This is a genomic window from Streptomyces sp. NPDC054770, from assembly GCF_053611985.1.
Genome location: NZ_JBSHBL010000003.1, coordinates 57,613 through 75,016, shown reverse-complemented (window position 1 = coordinate 75,016; position 17,404 = coordinate 57,613). Strand labels below are relative to the sequence as shown.

The window sequence follows — 17,404 nt, the reverse complement described above, 5'->3', positions numbered from 1 at the left end:
AGCAGCCTCGCACCGACATGACATCACCATCTTCGAGCGTCCAGGAAGCCCGCAAGGCCCTCGGACAACGCCTCGCCGAAATCCGGAAAGCAGCCGGACTCACCAAGCGAGCGCTGGCCCAGAGCCTGGGCTGGCACGAGTCGAAGGCTTCGCGCTTCGAGAGCGGCACCCGCGCGCCCTCGGAGCGCGACCTTCGCGCCTGGTGTTCCGCGTGCGACGCCCAGGGCGAAGCCGAGGATCTCATCTCGACAGCCCGCGGAATTGAGGGCATGTATGTCGAGTGGCGGAAGATGGAACGCCACGGCCTCAAATGGGCACAGGAGTCCGTCCTTCCTCTCTGGGAGCGCACCGAGCGTTTTCGCATTTACTCGCCTTGGCTCATCCCCGGCCCCGTCCAGACGGCGTCGTACATCACCGCACTTCTGACCTCCATTCGCGACCGCCGCGGACTCATCGACGATGTGCCGGCGGCCGTCAAAGTGCGCGTCGAAAAGCAGCAGGTCGTGTACGGGAACCACACGTTCGCCATCCTTCTGGAAGAGAGCGTGCTGCGGTACCGCATAGGCGGCACCGAGGTCATGGCAGGCCAGCTCGGCTATCTCCTGAGCGTCATGGCTCTGCCGTCGGTGAGCATCGGAATTATCCCCCAGGACGCCGATCGATCGGGACTCTGGCCCGTTGAAGGGTTCTTCCTGTACGACGACGAGTTGGTGAACGTCGAATTGATCTCGGCCCATCTCACCGTCGTTCAGAAACACGAACTTGCCATGTATGCCAAGACGTTCAGCGAGCTGGCCGAACTTGCCGTCTACGGTCCCGCCGCACGTGAAATCATCACGACAGCCATCGAATCTCTAGGGTGAACGCCGGGCAAGTTCCGGCACATTCATAGAGGCCCGGACACTCCCCTTCCTAGCTTTGTCGTCACGGCTGAAAGCGCGCTCAGGAGGGGCCGGCCGGTGATGACAGTGGCAAGTACGGGCAAGAAGGCCGAGACGGCCGAGGACATCGAGGACGGCGACGCCCCCATCAACATAGAGGCGATCTCCTCGCATGCGAATTCCATCCTCGCCCTGCGGATGGGCACCACGACCCGCGCGGCGATGGAAAGGCAGGTGCCGGCGATCGCCCGTCACCTGAACCGGTTGCTCCGCGAGGACCTGGGAGCCGACGACGACAGCGAGGTCCGGCAGCTCCGCCGCAGGGGATCCAGGTTGGTCGATCTCACGAACCGGCCGAGCGCCGAGACACCTTCCTTCGGGACTTACCTGTACCTCCGCGATGCGGCCCTTCTCACGCGGCAACTGCTGTGGGTCTATTCCGAGCGGAACGGGCTGGAGGCGCCGTGAGCGTCAGGGACGACCAGATCGTTCGGGAGCTCTCCCACTACATCCACGAGCACCCCGCCGACAGGATGGCGTTGCTGCCGGTCTACGACGCGGCCCGCGACCACGCGCAGCGCCGAGCCTGTACCCATGACCGGCGCTGCCCCCTGGTGATGGCAGGAGCCGTCGTAGTCGACGAACGCAATCGCGTCCTGTGCCTGCGGCACGAGGGAGGTTACGCGCTCGCGGAGACGGAGCCGGAGAACGCAGACGACTCCCTCAGCGAGGCAGCCCTGCGCCTGTTGGCCGAGGAGGCCGGCATCTGGGACGTGTGGACGCAGCCCGGCGCTGAGGGGCCGTTCTTGGTCGATGTCACGAGGCCGGGGCAGCACCGGTACGGGCCCCGTCTCCGAGTCGGCATCCGATACCTCTTCCGGACCCATTCAGGTGCCGTTTTTCCGTCGGTGATCGAGACGGGTGCGGCAGCCTGGGTGCCCCTCACGGCGATAGGCATCCCATCAGTCCGCAGCCGTGTGGAGCGCCGCCTGATCGGAACCCTATGAGTCCCCGAAGCCAACAACTCGCCTACGCCGTGAGCCTCGTCGCCATCGGAGGCTCCCTCCTACTGGGCATATGGAGGGGCTGATGTACGAACGCAGGGCCAAGGAGCTGCCCTCTGTACCTCCTCCGCCGGTCGGAACGATGGGAACGAACCGGCCGCCGGGCGATGTCCGCGTCGGTGACTTCGTCTACCTGGACGGCGAGTACCAGCGCGTGCAGGACATGAGGTCCGCCGGCACCGCAGCCCACCGCGTACTGATCTTTGCCGGTCGTGAGCCCTGGGTCATGCGAGAAGCCCGGACGACATACCGACCCATCGATTTCGGCTGATCCCCCGCCCTGTTCGGGCGTCGCACCATCACTCTCACCTCACCATGCGAGGAGGTTTGCCATGCGCTTTCGGAAGATCCATGGCGCCGGAAACGATTTCGTCCTGCTCTCCGGCCGCGGGCTTGACGACGACAAAGAGTGGCCCACGGAAGCGGAACGTCTGTGCGCCCGGCGTACCGGCGTAGGTGCGGACGGCCTGGTCATCAGCAGGATGCTCAGCCACAGCCCACCTGTCATCGAAGTCACCTGTTTCAACGCGGACGGCTCGCTCGCCACCATGTGCGGCAATGCCCTGCGGTGCTCCGCCTGGGCCGCTCACCGCGATCACGGCTTCCGGCAGATGTGTCTCCACATGGCCGACGTGGAGCACCAGGCGGTCGTCTGCGACGACTCCGTGTGGGTCACGGCCGAGCTCGGCGAAATCCTCCCTCGGCGTTTACAGACGGTCATCAACGGCAGACCGACCTGGTTCGACAGTGCCCACACCGGCACGGAACACGTCGTGGCGATCGTGAACGACGTGGACGCCATCGACGCGGAGGTCGTCGGGCGCCTTGTCCGCCACCACGCCGACCTCGCCCCGCTGGGGACGAACGTCAACTTCGTCCAGCTCGCCGGCCACCAGACGCTGAAAATCCGCACCTACGAGCGCGGGGTCGAGGCGGAAACCCTCTCGTGCGGGAGCGGGGCAGTCGCAGCCGTCGTCGTCGCCACCGTGCGCGGACTGGTGGCACGACGCGCCGTCACCGTCCACAACCGCGCCGGAGAGCCACTCACGGTCCGGCCGCATGACGCCCGCCCGGACCGGACGCAATGGGTCGGGGGCCCGGTCACACACACCTTCGAAGGGGAACTCGCATGACTCTCTTCCTCAACACCACCTCGAACCTCGCGGTACAGAAGGCCGCCGAGGAGCTTCGCGAGTGGGGACAGAGCCGCCAGGGCCTCGGCGTCGCCCTCGTCTACGGTCCGGTGTCCGCCGAGGACAGGCTCTACCACGCGAAGTGTCCCGTCGAGCAGCGATCCGTCACCGCCCTGGCCGGGGCGCTGGAGGAGATCGGCGTCCGCTGGAAGGTGCTGGACCCGTGCGAGCCCGACTTCATCATGGAACTGGCCGAGTACGACGTGGTCCTCTCGAACCTGCACGGCCCGTACGGCGAGGACGGCCGGTTGCAGGGACTGCTCGACTACCTTCGCGTGCCCTACTGCGGCAGCGGGGTCGGGGCATCCGCGGTGGCCGCCGACAAGATCCTCTGCAAGCGGGTGATGCTGGCCCTCGGCGTCCCGACACCCGGCTGGCACGTCTGGACCGGCGTCCCGACGACGTGGAACGGGCGCCCGGTGATGGTCAAGCCGCCCTTCGGCGGATCCAGCGTGGGCATGAGCCTCGTGCGCGATCCGGCGGATCTGCCCAGCGCCCTGGCAGACGCCGCCGGCGAAGAGGGCACGTCCGTGCTCGTCGAGGAGTACGTCACCGGCACGCCGGTGACCGTGGGGCTCCTGGAGCTGCCGGGCGGCTCGGTCGTCGTCTTCCCGCCGCTGGCCACCGAGGCCACCTGCGCCGACTTCTACGACGCCGACACGAAGCTCGACGTGGACTCCAGCGGCACCGTGACCGTGCGCGCCGCCGACCTGGCGCCCGACGTGCTCGACAAGATCGCCGGGGACGCCCGAATCCTGTGGGACGGGGTCGGGCTGCGCGGCTCGGCGCGCATCGACTTCATCCTCACCGAGGACGGCGAGCCGTACGTACTGGAGGTCAACAGCACGCCGGGCATGTCCCGTGACAGCAACTTCGTGGTGGGGGCGGCGATGGTCGGACTCACGCACACGGCCGTCGTGTTGGCCATGTTGCACGAGGCCCTGGCCCGCCCGCCCTACGATGTCCCCCTGCCCACTCCCGCGTTCTCCAGCACCACATTGACCCGGGAGGCCGCCGTCTCGCCGTAGGAGCCCTGCCGCTGTGCCGCGCGTCCACGAGGTCCCCATGTGCCGTCAGCTCATCGCCCCCGCCGAATGGGATCTACACGGAGGATGGGCACTCGGGGACAGGATCGAATGGTCCAACCGGGCGTGCGGCCTGGCATCGCTGAGGATGATCCTGCTCGCCTACGGACGCGAGGCACCCACCATCACCGAACTGCTGAAACTCGCGGTCAAGCATGAGGTTCTGACCCCGCGTGGAGCACTTCATGCGGGCATCGCGCGCCTTGCGACCGACCTCGGCGTCCCCTCAACCGCCGAGCCCGTCCCGGTCGAAGACCTGACAGGGCGGCTCAGCCACGCTCCGCTCATCGTGTCCGTGACCGAGCAGTTCCCGGACGACGGCCGCGCCGGCGGCCACCTCGTCATCCTTCGCGGCTACGAGGACGGCCCTGACCCGACGATCCACTTCAGAGACCCGTCGGCCTGGGGCCAGACACACGATCACATCCCCCTCAGCCGCCTTTCCCCCTCCTACACCGGCCGCGCGATCACCTTCGCGGCCCTGAGTCCCAACGGAGAGTCCTGATGACCGAGGCAGACGGCGACGCGACCGAGGCCGCAGGCGGCCGGAGGATCGCCGTACTCGGAGAGATGCTGGAACTGGGCGACGAATCCGTCGAAGCCCACCGCGAGGTCGGACGCATGGCGGCCGAGAACGGCGTCGACCTCGTTGTGACGGTCGGGAACGCACTCGCCAAGCAGCTCGCGCTCGCGGCGGGAGCGGCGGGCGTGCCGGACATCGCGATGGTCGGCGACAACGGCACTGCCGCCGCCTACCTGGCCTCTATCCTCCGGCCCGGCGACGTCGTTCTGGTGAAGGCGTCCCGCGGCGGCCAGCTCTGGCAGATCGCCCAAGCACTCACAGGGCAACCCGTCACCAGCCTGTAAGCAGCCGCCGGCCTGCTGGCTCGCCGGCGCTGGTCGCACGGATTGTCTCCACAGTCATGGGCGTACTTGAGACGAAACCGGCTTCTTGCGAATGCGGACGTAGCCCGCATCCAGGTCGATGTCTTCCCAGTGGAACGGAGCGTCTCTCCTTGGCTGAGGCCGAGCGGCGGTGCTATGACCCATCGGCCGACGGCAGAGGCACTCGCTGGCTCACGAGCGGCCCTCTCAGGCGTTGGCTTGAATGTCGATGTCGGCGCCTTTCGCCCATGCGCTAATCATGTCGTGAGACCGGCATCCCCAGCCTGGCAAGTTGATCTTGCTGTCGTGGGTGAGCTGTTCGGCCTCGACGACTCCGAAGTGCTAATAGCAGTCGGCGAGCAGGTATCCGGGCCAGGCCAGGATCCGCTGCACAAGGAAGGGGACGCTTTCGCCCTCGGGAGCAGATCTTTTGAGGGTGTCTGGCAAGAGCGTGACCTGCGGGTTCGTAATCCAGCACCGCTACGCCGTGTCAGTTACGCCCGGCCGTTCGGCGCCGACGCGGACGAACGGGTGCCATGAGAGACAGACGGGCAGGTCGGCCGCGCTGGGCTCCGTGGCGACGAGGGACTCGATCCGTACAAAACCGCAGGTGTGCCAGACCCTCAAAAGATCTGCACCGACCGGGAAGGCGAACGCGAGTGAACCGCTGACGACGTGTCGTAAGTAGTAGATGACATCAAACCGGGGTGTCTACAGGATCCCGGGACGCGGGTAGGCGGCCGGGGATACCGAGCGGATGCGGGCCGTCGAAGTTGTCGCGGGCCCGAGCCGCCATCACGTCACGGCGTCGGCAAGCATGAAGGCGGCCACGACCAGCAGGACCATTGCGAAAATGTGCTGCAGGCGGTGCCCGGCGACCTTCGCGGCAATGCGCTTGCCGTCCCAGGCGCCCAGGATCGCGGTTCCGGTGAACGGGCCGATCAGCGCCCAGTCGAGCGAGGCGGCGGCGCCGGAGCGAGTGGCCAGGGAAGCCAGCGAGTTGGCCGTGATGACCAGCAGGCTGGTGCCGACTGCGGCCTCCATCTCGAAGGCCAGGACGGTGACCAGGGCGGGGACGGCGAGAAAGCCGCCGCCCACACCGAGCAGTCCGGTCAGCGTGCCCAGGCCGGCACCGGCCCCGGCTGCCTTGCCCGGCCGTACGCCGCCGCTTCCGGGACGGGCGGTGTCAGCGGGCCGGAGCATTTTGATCGCGGAGAAGACGGCTGTAGTGGCGAAGGCGACGGTGAGGACGGCTTGGGGCATGTGGGTGGCGGCGGCTCCAGCAGCAGCCGCCGGAAGAATCCCGGCGGCTGCGAATGCCGCTCCGGCCTTCCACCGCACGTGCCCGGCCCGGGCGTGCGCGTACAGGGCGGTCAGAGATGTGGCGGTGACGATGATCAGGCTGGCGGTGGTGGCCTCGGCGGGGGTGAAGCCGAGCAGGTAGATCAGCGCGGGCACCGCCAGGACGCTGCCGCCGCCGCCGAGGGCGCCGAGCGTCAGGCCGACGACGGCTCCTGCGATCAGGGCCAGGATCAGGACGGTCATGCTATTCGCCCGCTGTGTCCGCTGTCGCCGGCCGACGGCAGCCCGGTTCCGGTGACGCGGGGGTGGGCCTGTTCGGGGCCGAGACGGCCAGGACCGTGGCGTGGGAGGAACATCGTGTGCCTTCTGTGCAGGTGGAGCAGGGGATTCAGGGCTGGGTGAGGCTCAGGCCCGTGTCGGCGGCGGCCTCGAAGCCGTCATCGATGGCGATGACCTTTCGTCCGGTCGCGTCCAGGAGGGAAGCGGCAATCGCTGCGCGCATCCCGCCGGCGCAGTGCACCCACACCGTGCCGTCCGGCACCTCGCCGACTCGGCCGTGCAGTTCGTGGAGCGGGATGTGCGCGGAGCCCTTGATGAAGCCGTTCGCGCGTTCGGAATCCCGGCGCACATCCAGTACCACCACGTCCTCGCCGCGCTCGTGTGCATCGGCGAGGTCGGCGAAGCTTGCGCGGGGGAAGGAGGCGAGCTGTTCCCCTTCACGGACCCAGGCGGCTGGATCTCCGGTGGCGGCGGCGGCCGGGCGGTCGATACCGACCCGGGTCAGCTCCCGCTGCGCGTCGGTAATCTGCGCAGGGGTGTCACCGAGCAGGGTGACCGGCTTGCCCCACGGGATCAGCCAGGCCAGATAGGTGGCCAGCTTGCCGGTGCCCTCGAAGTTGAACGATCCGGCCACATGGCCGTCGGCGAAGGCGACCCGGCTGCGCAGGTCCACCACCCACTCACCCGACGCCAGCCGTTCGGCGATCTGTGCGGCGTCGGCGGGCTCGGGCGGGGTCAGATCGACGGGCGCGGGACCGGCGGCGTTGGCCGGGCCCATGTGCGTGTAGTAGGCGGGCACGTCTTCCAGCGCGGCCAGGACCCGCTTCACGAAGGTGTCCACGTCCAGGGTGAAAGCGTCGTTGCTGGTGCGTTCCTTGCCGATCGTGGTCGCATCGCCCTCGGCCTGGGAGGAGGAGCAGAAGCTGCCGAAGCCGTGCGTGGGCAGTACGGGTACCTCGTCGTCGAGCGTTGCCGCCAGCCGGTGGGCGGAGGCGTGCTGCGCGCGGGCCAGGTGCTCGGTCAGCCGCGGGTCCACCAGGTCCGGACGCCCCACGGTGCCGATCAACAGCGAGCCGCCGGTGAAGACCGCCACCGCGCGGCCGTCCTCCTCCAGCGCATATGAGGTGTGGTGCGGGGTGTGGCCCGGGGTGGCTATCGCACGCAGCACCAGGTGCCCGTCCACCACGAACGTGTCGCCATCCGTGACGGGAGTGCGGGCGAAGGAGACGTTGGCGTCGGCCGGGACCAGGTAGCGGGCACCGGTGAGGCGGGCCAGTTCCAGGCCGCCGGTGACGTAGTCGTTGTGCACGTGCGTCTCCGCCACGTAGGCGATGCGCACCCCTCGCCGGGCGGCGGCGGCGACCACCTGGTCGACGTCCCGCGGCGGATCGACCACGACCGCTGCTCTCGGACCGCCGGCCAGGTAACTACGGTTGCCCAGCCCCTCGAACTCCAGGGTGTCGACAAAAAACACGGTATGACTCCTTTCTGAGATGGCGTACCCGGGCAATTCCCGCCTCGGGAAATCGCCGCCATTTGCACAAACGATCACCGCCTGAAATGGCGGTAGGGAATTTCCCGAAGGGTGCGAGGCGGATGGCGTGCCCGGCCGGCCTCATGCCGGCGGACGTATGCGACGGTTATCCGCCGGTTCTGCTTTCGTCAGACCTCACGTACCGCAGCTTTGGCACGGTCGCCGTTGTTCACCGAGTCCTCGCGGTCGGGGAAGGTAACCGGCAGCCCTGCCGCTTCCCATGCCTCAAGGCCGCCTGTCACGCTGTAGACGGAGGACCGGCCCACGCGGATCGCCTGCGCGCCGCCCTGCATGCTGCGATTGCCCGTGCGGCAAACGAAGGCCAGTGGGCCGTCAGGCAAATCTGACAGCGAGGCCGGCAACGTGCTGAGCGCGGCGTGGACGGCGCCCGCCGGGTGACCCGCTGCCCATTCATCGTCTTCGCGGACATCGACCAGCGTGAGCTCCCCGCCCACGACGCGGCGACGCGCCTCGACAGGAGACAGGTCAGCGGGCGTGTGACCGTCGCCGGAGCCCGGGCTCTGCATCGTGGCGGGCAGGACCGTCCGGATCGCCTCGTAGTTCGAGGCATGGGCGACGGCTATCTGCTGTCCCATCATCGGGCAGACGTTCATCGCCTCTTCCCAGCGAGCGGTGGACTCCCATTCCGCCACGTTGACGAGAGAGAATTTGCTCCCCTGAACGATCGTGCGGAACATATACGTCCGAATGAAACCGGGCTGAGCTGCCATCACGTCCGCAGCGTCCTGCCAGGCGTCGAGATACGAGCTTTCCTTCTCCTCATCGATCTCGATCGAAATGATCACAACATGGCGATTTTCCATCTGCAGCCTCCTCCGTCTTGTAAGGCAATTACGACTTCTGACGTGCTGCTCAAGCCGGAGAGGTTCCAGGCGAATGAGGGAACACGGCCGAGTCCGAGAGATACCGGCTTTGGCTTGTGAGCCAGCACTTTCTGGATGCAGCCTGCGCGCACATGTCTATGAGAGGCAAATAGCCTTGCTGAACTCGCAAGTCAGTCGGTGCGGTCCGATACGCCGTCGGCGGATCGGGTGGCCACCACTGGCACAGCCGGGGCGCTGCGTCTGCCGCAAACGCAGGACGTGTCCGTGATCAGCACTGGCGGACGTGGAGCTGTTCGCCGCTGGTGGAGAACAGGGCCAGGACTTCGGCTGCCGCGTCGTGGTCGGCACTGGTCAGGGCGTGGGGTATGCGGGTGTCGAATTCGGCGGCTTCGCCGGCGCGCACGCGGGTGGTCGCGGTGCCGAGGGTGAGGTCGATGGCACCGGTCAGGACGTACAGCCATTCATAACCGCCATGCGTGCGCAGCGAGGGCTTCGGGGCGATCCGCAGGGGCGGGAGAACCATCTTGAACGCCTCCACGGGAGCTCCGCCGCGGGTGAGAGGGACGAAGGTGGTGCCGTTGTTGCGGATCGGCTTGACGTGGACGCGGGGGTCACCGGTGGGCGGGGCACCGATCAGGTCGTCCAAGGCGACCCGGTAGACGTGGGCCAGCGGCAGCAGGAGGTCCAGGTTGGGGCGGCGCCGGCCGCCCTCCAGGCGGGAGAGAGTGCTGGTGGAGATGCCGGTGCGTTCGGCGACGTCCGAGAGCGTCATGCGGCGGGCTTGGCGGGCGTCGCGCAGACGGGGCCCGACCGAGCCGAGCACGGCATCTGTGTCGTGAACGAGCTGGTCGTCCGTCGGTGTGGTGGACATGGCTCTCTTCTTCGTCGGGTGGGGAGGTAGGGGGCTCCGCTCGCTGCGGGTGTACGGGGGCGAGGCGGTTCAGGTGGTGCGGGTCAGGCGCCACACATGGTCGGTGCGGGTGCCCGAGCACCCCTCGGGTGAGGGGGCGGGCCGCTGGACGCCGGCGAGGGTGTCCACCTTCCAGGTGGGAGGCAAGGCAAGGGTGGCCAGCAGGCCCTCCAGGGTGGGGAAGACGACATCGGCGGGCTGCTGCGCGGCGGTGCTCCAGGTCGGCCATCCGGCGTGCATGACGATGATCAATGTGCCGCCCGGCGCGACGGCCCGGGCCGCCAGCCGCAGGATGGCCGTCTGGTCCAACGCGACCGGTGACTGCAGGTACTGCGCGGAGACGAGGTCGAAGCTGCCGCCGGGAAACGTCTGCCCGAGGTCGTGGTGCTGAAAGGTGACCTGCCCGGACAGGCCCAGCTCCATCGCCTGGGCGGCGGCCCGTCGCAAGGCTGTGGTGGAGATGTCGACAGCGGTCACCTGCCAGCCCCAGGACGCCAGCCACAAGGCGTCCGCACCCTCGCCGCAGCCCAGCTCCAGTGCACTTCCCGGTGCCAGATTGGCCGCTTCGCGGACCAGCAACTCGTTCGGCTGACCGCTCCAGACGCGTCCGCATTTGCGGTAGCGGTCCTCCCAGAACCGGGCCGGCTCGATGCTGTCGGGTGTGGTCATCAAGATCTCCTTACAGGCGCGGAAGGCGGCCCCCCGTGGCCAAAGTCCTCACCCGCCGCTCAGCAGGCAAGCTGCGTTGCTGGTCCAGCAAACGGCGGAAGCGGGGACGGGGGTGCAGGTTGCCGTCAGGCGGGCGCGTGGCTGAGCTGTCCGAAGAAGCTGCGCAGGTCCTCGACGAGGAAGCGGGGCTGTTCGACGGGGGCGAAGTGGCCGCCGAGCACGAGCAGGCCACGGAAGGTGACTGCGTCGTTTTGAATATCCTGGGCGCGACGGTTATCAACATCGCCATCAGCGAGCCAGCCGTAATGGCCGCCAGAGCCATCCAGCCAGGGGTCTTGCTCTCCGTTTCCCGGGAGAGTGCAGCAGGCGAATTCATCGGCCCGGCTCCTTCTTCAAACGAACTTGCTGAATACGCAAAACGCGAGCCGATGATCCGGTTCTTTGCAGAAACAGCAAGCCAGCTTGCTGTCAAAGGTGTTGCGGGGTGACGGTGCCGATATGGACACCGATGAGCTGAAGAGCACCGAAGACCGCACCTGGGACGTCGTCGTGGTCGGCGGGGGCGCCGCCGGCCTGTCCGCCGCGCTGCTGCTGACCCGCGTACGGCGCTCCGTCCTTGTCATCGACGCAGGCGAACCCCGCAACGCCCCCGCCGCGCGAGTCGGCGCCCACAACATCCTGGGCCGCGAAGGCATCTCCCCCCTGGAACTCCTTCGCGTAGGCCGGGAGGAAGTCGCCTCCTACGGCGGAGAAGTCATCAACGGCCGGGTCGAGCGAGTCGAACGTGGCGGCAGCACCTTCACCATCACCACCCAGGACGGACAGCGCGCCCGTGCCCGGCGCGTCCTGGTGACCACCGGCCTGATCGACGAACTGCCCGACATCCCCGGCCTGGCTGAGCGGTGGGGGCGCGACGTGATCCACTGCGTGTACTGCCACGGCTGGGAAGCCCGCGACACCAAGGTCGGCGTCCTGGGCAACTTCCACCAGGCCCTGCTGTTCCGTCAGATGACCGATCAGGTCACCCTCTTCGCCCACCACGCACAGGCGGAGCTCACCGACGAGCAGTGGGAACAGCTCGCCGCCCTCGGCATCGAAGTGATCCACGGCGGCGTCACCGCTCTGGAGACCGACACCGAACAGGACAAGCTGACCGGCGCCCGCCTGGCCTCCGGCACCGTCATCCCCCTCGACACCCTCGTCGTCGCCCCCACCTTCACCGCCCGCGGCGGCTTCCTCGAAGACCTCGGCCTCACCCTCAACCCCCATCCCGCCGTCCCCGGCGTCCAGGTCGCCGTCGACCCCTCCGGATTCACCGGCGTCCAGGGCGTGTGGGCCGCCGGGAACGTCAGCGACGTCCTCGCTGCCGTTCCCCAATCCGCCGGCGCCGGAAACACCACAGGTGGCGCCATCAACATGGACCTCATCCTCGAAGACGCCCGACGTGCCACCGAGGCCCGCGAAGCAGCATCGGCAACGCCGTTCGACGGCCCGATGGAAGCAGAAGTGTCACGACGCGTTCTGGGTACCCGCGCTCACGGTCTGGAAGGCCCCGCATAGCGAGCGGCGAGGCGCTTCCGCAACACGTCGTCATCGCCACCGCCAGGACCCTGCTGCCCGTGAGCACCGGCGCGTCGCACGGCCCCAGGCACTGCACCCGACCAGGCAGAACACTGAGCACCCTGGTCTCAGTTCTGGTCTCATTCGCCCCCGTCCAGCGCCGTCCAAAGCGGGTGCCATCATCCGTTCCACACCAGGTCAGAACACCTCCGTCCCCCACCGACCCCCCGGACGAAGACTTGGAAAGCGTGTTGGGGGCAACCCCTCACGAGTTCGAATCTCGTATCCTCCGCCAGTGCCTCACCGGGCACGTTGTCGAAGGGCCCCACCGTTCACGGTGGGGCCCTTCGACGTCGGGCCAGAGTGACCGAATTGCGACCAGAAGGCCCCTACATCCCGGTCGGCACTGGATCACGGGAGCTGTCTGTCCGGATCGCTCGCTGCCGGAGTGAAGACGGCCGGCGAATCCACAGGCACGTATGCCCCTGGCCTGCCCCTGTTGAAAATTTGAGCTGTTTTGCATTTCCGGCACCCGATGTCATGACACCGAGTAGTTTTTCGGTGACACGAGACAGGTCGACCTCCGGTGCCCACTCTGGTGACCGGCAGCCTCAGGGAGCCCATGTGCCCGACGAAGCGTTCAGCATCGACAAGCGACCGCTGCGGGATCTGCTACGGCAGGTCGAAGTCGGCAAGGCCCAGCTGCCGGAGTTCCAGCGGGGCTGGGTGTGGCCCTACCCGAACATCGCGAGTCTCCTCGCGTCGATCTCGCTGAGTTACCCCGTCGGCACCGTCATGTTGCTCAAGGCAGGTGGCGATGTCCGGTTCAAGTACCGGCCGATCGAAGGAGCCACCCCGGCCGGTGAGTCCGAGCCCGACACGCTCGTACTCGACGGGCAGCAGCGACTGACGTCGCTGTTCCAGGCCCTGAAACTGAAGGGCCCGGTGGTCACCCAGGACTTGCGCAGACATCAGGTGTCGGGCTGGTTCTACGTCGACATGATCCAGGCTCTCGACGAGAACAGCGACCGCGAGGACGCCATCAGGTTTCTGCCCGAAACGCGCAAGGTGCTCAATTTCCGGGGCCAGATCGTCGAGGACTACTCGACTCCAGAGCGCGAATACGAGGCGCATCTCTTCCCGCTGCACGCGGTCTTCGACGGCGGCGACTGGGGATACGAGTTCACCGACCACTGGGACGGCGACAAGGACAAGCGCACGCTGTGGCGTGACTTCAATGAGGCGTTCGTCCGTCCCTTCGACCGCTACCACGTGCCGGTCATCGAACTCGGGCAGGCGACCCCACGCCAAGCCGTGTGCCAAGTGTTCGAGAAGGTCAACACCGGCGGTGTCACCCTGACCGTCTTCGAGCTGCTGACCGCCACCTACGCCGCGGACGAGTTCGATCTGCGCAATCACTGGGAGCAAGAATGCCGGGCTGCCTGGGAGGCGCCCGAATACCGCATCCTTCGCGAGGTCTCCAACACGGACTTTCTCCAGGCAGTCACGCTGTTGGCCACGGCCGAGCGGCGAAGGCGCGAGGCGGAACGCGGGACGGAGGAGGAGCGGCTGCCGCGCATCGGCTGCAAGCGCAAGGACATGCTCGCTCTCTCCCTGGAGGACTACGTACGCTTCGCACCCTCCGTCATCACCGGGTTCAAGGCGGCGGCAAAGTTCCTGCACCAGCAGTTCCTCTTCGACACGAAGTTCCTGCCGTACGGAACACAGTTGATACCCCTTGCCGCGATCCTGGCCCTGGCGGGGGACGCCACACAGAGCGCCGGAGCCCAGCTCAAGCTCGCCCGCTGGTACTGGTGCGGTGTGTTCGGGGAGCTCTACGGCGGCTCGACCGAAACCCGCTTCAGCCAGGATCTGCCGGACGTCGTCGACTGGATCCGCGAGGATGCGGCAGAGCCCCGGACCGTCACCGCGGCACAGTTCGCCCCCGGACGCCTGCTGACTCTTCGTACTCGCAACAGCGCTGCCTACAAGGGGATTTACGCACTCCTGCTCAAGGCGGGGGCCCTGGACTGGCGCACCGGGGAGAAGGCCGAGGTCACTGGGTACTTCGACGAGTCCATCGACATCCACCACATCTTCCCCAAGACGTGGTGCGAGAAGGCCGGTTACGCTCCCGCCGACTACAACTCGATCATCAACAAGACCCCGTTGACCGCCCGCACCAACCGAATCATCGGAGGGGCGGCTCCCTCCGACTACCTGGGCCGTCTGGCCAAGAGCGCGCAGACCCCTCTCGAAGACGTCGCCGAACGCATCCGTTCTCACCTGGCCCAACCGGAACCAATGGCCACCGACGACTTCGACGGGTTCTTCACCGCTCGCAGAGCGGCGTTGCTCCGCAGCATCGCGGTCGCGATGGGTAAGCCGATCCTGGACGACGAGTCGAGGGCCGAGGATCCCGGAATCAACCTCGACACAGCGGATGACACCGACGATCTCTGACGTGCGAGGTCTCCGTACACCCTGCGATCAACCCACAGTCGAAAATGTCATGATTCAGGCATTCAGGAGAGTGAATCAGCCGAATTCGGACACAAATGGAGCGATCGGCTTCCCTGCCCCGAGACGATGGTTCGAGATGGGGCACCTTCGGCCGGACAGGGGAGGACGAATGGGTAAGCAGGTCACATGCGGGTCGACCAGGACCAAGACCGGCAAGCGGTGCCAGAACCCGGCGATGATCGGCTACTCCCGATGCCAGTTGCACCGAGGCGACTGGACTCCGCCGCAAAAGAAGAAGACCAAGAAGCGCTGATCCCGCGGGCCACCGAGTGGCGAAGACATTGGTCGTTGCCACCACAGGCCCCCGCTCCGCCCCTGGTCAGGACCTTCCCGAACTCACCGGAACGTCACGACGAACAGACGCGAGTGCTGGTCGGTCGGGTAGGCGCCGGCCGCAGCTGAGACAGCCACAGCCGGGCTTGCTCTCCGCACCGCGTGGATGGTGGCGGGGCACGCCCACCCGAGGACTGCGGCGGCGCCCCTGGCTACAGCGACCTCAATGCGATCCTCACCGACCCGGCGCATGCGGAACAACACGCCATTCTGGAGTGGCTCGGACTTCGGTCCGCCACGGCATTCGCCCCTGCCCGTTTCGCACCGGCCGAGGCCGACGCTCGGCTGCTGCGCCCTACGGCACCATGAAGACGAAACGTCCGGCCACGCAGCCGATCATGGCTCCGGTGTTCGGGTCTTGGGCGTCGACTACACGGCGAAGAGGCGCACTCTGTCGCCGCAGAGCTTCGTCATGTCGTCGGTGTCCGAGGTGAGCATGACGACCGGGCGGCGCTGACGCAGCGCCATCTCGGCCACGGCGGCGTCGATGGCGTATTTGTGACCGTGCAGCCCGGCGTTGATCAGCATGGCTGAGGCGGCCTTGGCCTCCTCGTCGCCGATGTGCACGATCCGCACGCCGGACAGGACCCACGCGAGCCGCGCCTTGTCGGTCCGGCGATGCACCGCTTCGATGATGGTGAGTGCGCTGATGACCACCTCCATACCCCGCGTGCGGGCCTCGGCGACGAGGGCGACGACGGGCTCGTGATCACTGACGAACTTCGACAGGCCCTCGCAGTCGAGAACGAGGGTGCCTTCGTGGCTCAGCTTGCGGCGGGCCACTGCCCCTCCTCCGCGAACACCTCGTCGAAGACCCGGCGTGCCCGCTCCTGCTCGTCCTCGGAGATCGGCCCCTGGCGGCGTTCGTAGTCGGCCAGGTACTCATCCAAGATCTGACCACGCAGCTCGCGCTCCACCGCTTCGGTGATGAACGCGGAGAACTCACGCTTGCCGACACGTCGGCGGATCGCCTCCGCCGTCCCCTCGGGGAGGGAGAGACTGACCCTGGTTGCCGGCCCTTCGCCGACGCCGTAAGGAATCTCGCTCATGACACCGACATTATCAAACAAGTAGGAATTCGACCGGGACGCAGCACCCGCCGAACGAGGCGGGCCGTCCACCTGTCACCTCGTGGTCTCGGTTCTGGTCTCATTCACGACGCGCTGGAGCTGCTCGCCGGTGGCGGCGTCGACGGCGTCGCCAGGGTGGGCCGCGCCGGTGAGTGGTCCTTCGCCGTCGAGTACGGCGGCGCGGTCGGCCCCACCGCCACCGGCTTGGCGGCCGTCTCGGCCGAGGGTGGAGGCGGTCAGCGGGAGAACATGCCTGCTGCCGAAGAGGGAGGCGTTCGACCGCCGACGACAGCACGGTCCTCAAGGCCGCGCTGCACCACACCCTCCAGGTCACCGGTGCCGCGATGGGAAGGTAACCGTCAAGGACGTCGACACCTGCGGCGCCTTCGACGAGGCCTCCCGGCGGGCGATCCTGCAGACCGGCAGCCGCGCCTGCCACAGCGCACCTCTGATCAGCCGCAGAGGCACCGTGATCGGCATGATCTCCTCCCACCACGACCAGCCCCTGCGTGACCTCGGCTCCGACCGGCTGGCGGCACTCGACCAGTTCGGGAGGCAGGTCGGCCGCTGGCTGATCTGGCACCGCAACACCACCGTCATCACCGCCCTCAACCACATCCACACCATCGCCACCCGCTGAGACTGACCGCGCCCCCTCGACCGGCTGCGCCGAGCCGAGTACGCGTCGCCATACTGCTGTCGCGCCCCGGTGCCGGAGCGGACTCAGCGGATGAGGAGTACGGACAGTGACGAACGACGACCGCCCAGGGCCGCCCGGTTTCGGCAGTGAGCGGGACATGTTGCGGGCCTTTCTCGACTTTCATCGCGCGACCCTCGCCATGAAGTGCGAGGGGCTCAGCGACGAGGAGTTGCGGCAGAGGTCGATGCCGCCGTCCGCGTTGTCGCTGCTCGGTCTGGTGCGGCACATGGCGGAAGTGGAACGCGCCTGGTTCCGCCGGGTGTTCGAGGACAATGACGCGCCCATGGTGTGGTCCGACGAGATCGACTTCCAGGCGGCGTACGACGCGAGCGAGTCGACCAGGGCGGAGGCGTTCGGCGCGTGGGAGGCCGAGGTGGCGGTCTCGCGCCGGATCGAGCGCGCGGCCGGCTCCCTGGACCAGGCCGGGTACCAGCCGAGGTGGGAGGAGGAGGTGTCGCTGCGGATGGTGATGCTGCACGTGCTCCTGGAGTACGGCCGCCACAACGGCCACGCCGACTTCCTCCGCGAGGGCGTCGACGGGACCGTGGGCGCCTGAGCAGCCGCCGCGAAG

At 67.5% G+C, this 17,404-nt stretch carries 21 protein-coding genes; 14 read left to right on the top strand and 7 right to left on the bottom strand.

Annotation, left to right across the window (positions count from 1 at the left end; all coding sequences use genetic code 11):
- Positions 1–17: 17 nt before the first annotated feature.
- From ACWGKQ_RS04340 to ACWGKQ_RS04305, 8 genes are all read left to right on the top strand, one after another.
- Positions 18–863 carry a helix-turn-helix domain-containing protein gene (locus tag ACWGKQ_RS04340; RefSeq protein WP_453290343.1) on the top strand — a complete coding sequence of 282 codons (846 nt, stop codon included), beginning with the start codon at positions 18–20 and terminating at the stop codon, positions 861–863.
- A gap of 99 nt (positions 864–962) precedes the next feature.
- Entirely contained in the window at positions 963–1,349 is a 387-nt protein-coding gene (locus tag ACWGKQ_RS04335; protein ID WP_453290342.1) for a hypothetical protein, read from the top strand.
- The gene (locus ACWGKQ_RS04330) at positions 1,346–1,888 is read left to right on the top strand and encodes an NUDIX domain-containing protein (protein ID WP_453290341.1); all 543 of its coding nucleotides are present in this window, start codon (positions 1,346–1,348) and stop codon (positions 1,886–1,888) included. Before ACWGKQ_RS04335 ends, ACWGKQ_RS04330 begins: the two co-directional genes overlap by 4 nt.
- Before the next feature lie 82 nt (positions 1,889–1,970).
- Positions 1,971–2,216, top strand: coding sequence for a hypothetical protein (locus ACWGKQ_RS04325; RefSeq protein ID WP_453290340.1), 246 nt, complete (start codon positions 1,971–1,973; stop codon positions 2,214–2,216).
- Between the two features lie 61 nt (positions 2,217–2,277).
- On the top strand, positions 2,278–3,078 hold the full coding sequence (dapF, locus tag ACWGKQ_RS04320; RefSeq protein WP_453290339.1) for a diaminopimelate epimerase: 801 nt from the start codon (positions 2,278–2,280) through the stop codon (positions 3,076–3,078).
- Positions 3,075–4,166: a D-alanine--D-alanine ligase family protein gene (locus ACWGKQ_RS04315; RefSeq protein WP_453290338.1), complete on the top strand. Its 1,092-nt coding sequence runs from the start codon at positions 3,075–3,077 to the stop codon at positions 4,164–4,166. Before dapF ends, ACWGKQ_RS04315 begins: the two co-directional genes overlap by 4 nt.
- 37 nt (positions 4,167–4,203) lie before the next feature.
- Positions 4,204–4,728: a C39 family peptidase gene (locus tag ACWGKQ_RS04310; protein ID WP_453290521.1), complete on the top strand. Its 525-nt coding sequence runs from the start codon at positions 4,204–4,206 to the stop codon at positions 4,726–4,728.
- Positions 4,728–5,090: a glutamate ligase domain-containing protein gene (locus ACWGKQ_RS04305; RefSeq protein WP_453290337.1), complete on the top strand. Its 363-nt coding sequence runs from the start codon at positions 4,728–4,730 to the stop codon at positions 5,088–5,090. The genes ACWGKQ_RS04310 and ACWGKQ_RS04305 overlap by 1 nt, the downstream gene beginning before the upstream one ends.
- 813 nt (positions 5,091–5,903) lie before the next feature.
- On the opposite strand, the gene ACWGKQ_RS04300 is transcribed toward ACWGKQ_RS04305, so the two are convergent.
- The 5 genes from ACWGKQ_RS04300 to ACWGKQ_RS04280 all read right to left on the bottom strand — a co-directional run bounded on the left by ACWGKQ_RS04300 (position 5,904) and on the right by ACWGKQ_RS04280 (position 10,647).
- Entirely contained in the window at positions 5,904–6,653 is a 750-nt protein-coding gene (locus ACWGKQ_RS04300; RefSeq protein ID WP_453290336.1) for a sulfite exporter TauE/SafE family protein, read from the bottom strand.
- Positions 6,654–6,798: 145 nt separating this feature from the next.
- Positions 6,799–8,163, bottom strand: coding sequence for a rhodanese-like domain-containing protein (locus tag ACWGKQ_RS04295; RefSeq protein WP_453290335.1), 1,365 nt, complete (start codon positions 8,161–8,163; stop codon positions 6,799–6,801).
- A gap of 188 nt (positions 8,164–8,351) precedes the next feature.
- Positions 8,352–9,047 carry a rhodanese-like domain-containing protein gene (locus tag ACWGKQ_RS04290; protein WP_453290334.1) on the bottom strand — a complete coding sequence of 232 codons (696 nt, stop codon included), beginning with the start codon at positions 9,045–9,047 and terminating at the stop codon, positions 8,352–8,354.
- Positions 9,048–9,336: 289 nt separating this feature from the next.
- Positions 9,337–9,939 (bottom strand): helix-turn-helix domain-containing protein, encoded by a 603-nt coding sequence (locus ACWGKQ_RS04285; protein WP_362572679.1) that lies wholly within the window; start codon positions 9,937–9,939, stop codon positions 9,337–9,339.
- 69 nt (positions 9,940–10,008) lie between these two features.
- Positions 10,009–10,647 carry a class I SAM-dependent methyltransferase gene (locus ACWGKQ_RS04280; protein WP_453290333.1) on the bottom strand — a complete coding sequence of 213 codons (639 nt, stop codon included), beginning with the start codon at positions 10,645–10,647 and terminating at the stop codon, positions 10,009–10,011.
- A gap of 137 nt (positions 10,648–10,784) precedes the next feature.
- Here ACWGKQ_RS04280 and ACWGKQ_RS04275 point away from each other — a divergent pair, with 137 nt between their 5' ends.
- The 4 genes from ACWGKQ_RS04275 (at position 10,785) to ACWGKQ_RS04260 (ending at position 15,372) form a co-directional block, all read left to right on the top strand.
- Positions 10,785–11,135: a hypothetical protein gene (locus ACWGKQ_RS04275; RefSeq protein WP_453290332.1), complete on the top strand. Its 351-nt coding sequence runs from the start codon at positions 10,785–10,787 to the stop codon at positions 11,133–11,135.
- Positions 11,136–11,145: 10 nt separating this feature from the next.
- The gene (locus ACWGKQ_RS04270; protein ID WP_453290331.1) at positions 11,146–12,207 is read left to right on the top strand and encodes an NAD(P)/FAD-dependent oxidoreductase; all 1,062 of its coding nucleotides are present in this window, start codon (positions 11,146–11,148) and stop codon (positions 12,205–12,207) included.
- Positions 12,208–12,831: 624 nt separating this feature from the next.
- Positions 12,832–14,670, top strand: a complete 1,839-nt coding sequence (locus ACWGKQ_RS04265) for a GmrSD restriction endonuclease domain-containing protein (protein ID WP_453290330.1) — start codon at positions 12,832–12,834, stop codon at positions 14,668–14,670.
- A gap of 495 nt (positions 14,671–15,165) precedes the next feature.
- Positions 15,166–15,372 carry an IS1096 element passenger TnpR family protein gene (locus ACWGKQ_RS04260; protein ID WP_453290329.1) on the top strand — a complete coding sequence of 69 codons (207 nt, stop codon included), beginning with the start codon at positions 15,166–15,168 and terminating at the stop codon, positions 15,370–15,372.
- Positions 15,373–15,432: 60 nt separating this feature from the next.
- On the opposite strand, the gene ACWGKQ_RS04255 is transcribed toward ACWGKQ_RS04260, so the two are convergent.
- Positions 15,433–15,846 (bottom strand): DNA-binding protein, encoded by a 414-nt coding sequence (locus ACWGKQ_RS04255; RefSeq protein ID WP_453290328.1) that lies wholly within the window; start codon positions 15,844–15,846, stop codon positions 15,433–15,435.
- Complete coding sequence (locus tag ACWGKQ_RS04250) at positions 15,828–16,112, bottom strand: hypothetical protein (RefSeq protein WP_453290327.1); 285 nt, start codon at positions 16,110–16,112, stop codon at positions 15,828–15,830. Before ACWGKQ_RS04250 ends, ACWGKQ_RS04255 begins: the two co-directional genes overlap by 19 nt.
- A gap of 82 nt (positions 16,113–16,194) precedes the next feature.
- Here ACWGKQ_RS04250 and ACWGKQ_RS04245 point away from each other — a divergent pair, with 82 nt between their 5' ends.
- The gene (locus ACWGKQ_RS04245) at positions 16,195–16,773 is read left to right on the top strand and encodes a GAF domain-containing protein (RefSeq protein ID WP_453290326.1); all 579 of its coding nucleotides are present in this window, start codon (positions 16,195–16,197) and stop codon (positions 16,771–16,773) included.
- A 106-nt stretch (positions 16,774–16,879) separates the two neighbouring features.
- On the top strand, positions 16,880–17,389 hold the full coding sequence (locus ACWGKQ_RS04240) for a DinB family protein (RefSeq protein WP_453290325.1): 510 nt from the start codon (positions 16,880–16,882) through the stop codon (positions 17,387–17,389).
- Positions 17,390–17,404 lie beyond the last annotated feature (15 nt).

What these genes read in the sequence shown, in the direction of transcription:
- ACWGKQ_RS04335 (WP_453290342.1), top strand. Translation starts at nt 963, where the DNA reads ATGACAGTGGCAAGTACGGGCAAGAAGGCCGAGACGGCCGAGGACATC.
- ACWGKQ_RS04285 (WP_362572679.1), bottom strand. Translation starts at nt 9,939, where the DNA reads ATGTCCACCACACCGACGGACGACCAGCTCGTTCACGACACAGATGCC.
- ACWGKQ_RS04310 (WP_453290521.1), top strand. Translation starts at nt 4,204, where the DNA reads ATGTGCCGTCAGCTCATCGCCCCCGCCGAATGGGATCTACACGGAGGA.
- ACWGKQ_RS04340 (WP_453290343.1), top strand. Translation starts at nt 18, where the DNA reads ATGACATCACCATCTTCGAGCGTCCAGGAAGCCCGCAAGGCCCTCGGA.
- ACWGKQ_RS04300 (WP_453290336.1), bottom strand. Translation starts at nt 6,653, where the DNA reads ATGACCGTCCTGATCCTGGCCCTGATCGCAGGAGCCGTCGTCGGCCTG.
- ACWGKQ_RS04305 (WP_453290337.1), top strand. Translation starts at nt 4,728, where the DNA reads ATGACCGAGGCAGACGGCGACGCGACCGAGGCCGCAGGCGGCCGGAGG.
- ACWGKQ_RS04290 (WP_453290334.1), bottom strand. Translation starts at nt 9,047, where the DNA reads ATGGAAAATCGCCATGTTGTGATCATTTCGATCGAGATCGATGAGGAG.
- ACWGKQ_RS04250 (WP_453290327.1), bottom strand. Translation starts at nt 16,112, where the DNA reads ATGAGCGAGATTCCTTACGGCGTCGGCGAAGGGCCGGCAACCAGGGTC.
- ACWGKQ_RS04325 (WP_453290340.1), top strand. Translation starts at nt 1,971, where the DNA reads ATGTACGAACGCAGGGCCAAGGAGCTGCCCTCTGTACCTCCTCCGCCG.
- ACWGKQ_RS04280 (WP_453290333.1), bottom strand. Translation starts at nt 10,647, where the DNA reads ATGACCACACCCGACAGCATCGAGCCGGCCCGGTTCTGGGAGGACCGC.
- ACWGKQ_RS04270 (WP_453290331.1), top strand. Translation starts at nt 11,146, where the DNA reads ATGGACACCGATGAGCTGAAGAGCACCGAAGACCGCACCTGGGACGTC.
- ACWGKQ_RS04315 (WP_453290338.1), top strand. Translation starts at nt 3,075, where the DNA reads ATGACTCTCTTCCTCAACACCACCTCGAACCTCGCGGTACAGAAGGCC.
- dapF (WP_453290339.1), top strand. Translation starts at nt 2,278, where the DNA reads ATGCGCTTTCGGAAGATCCATGGCGCCGGAAACGATTTCGTCCTGCTC.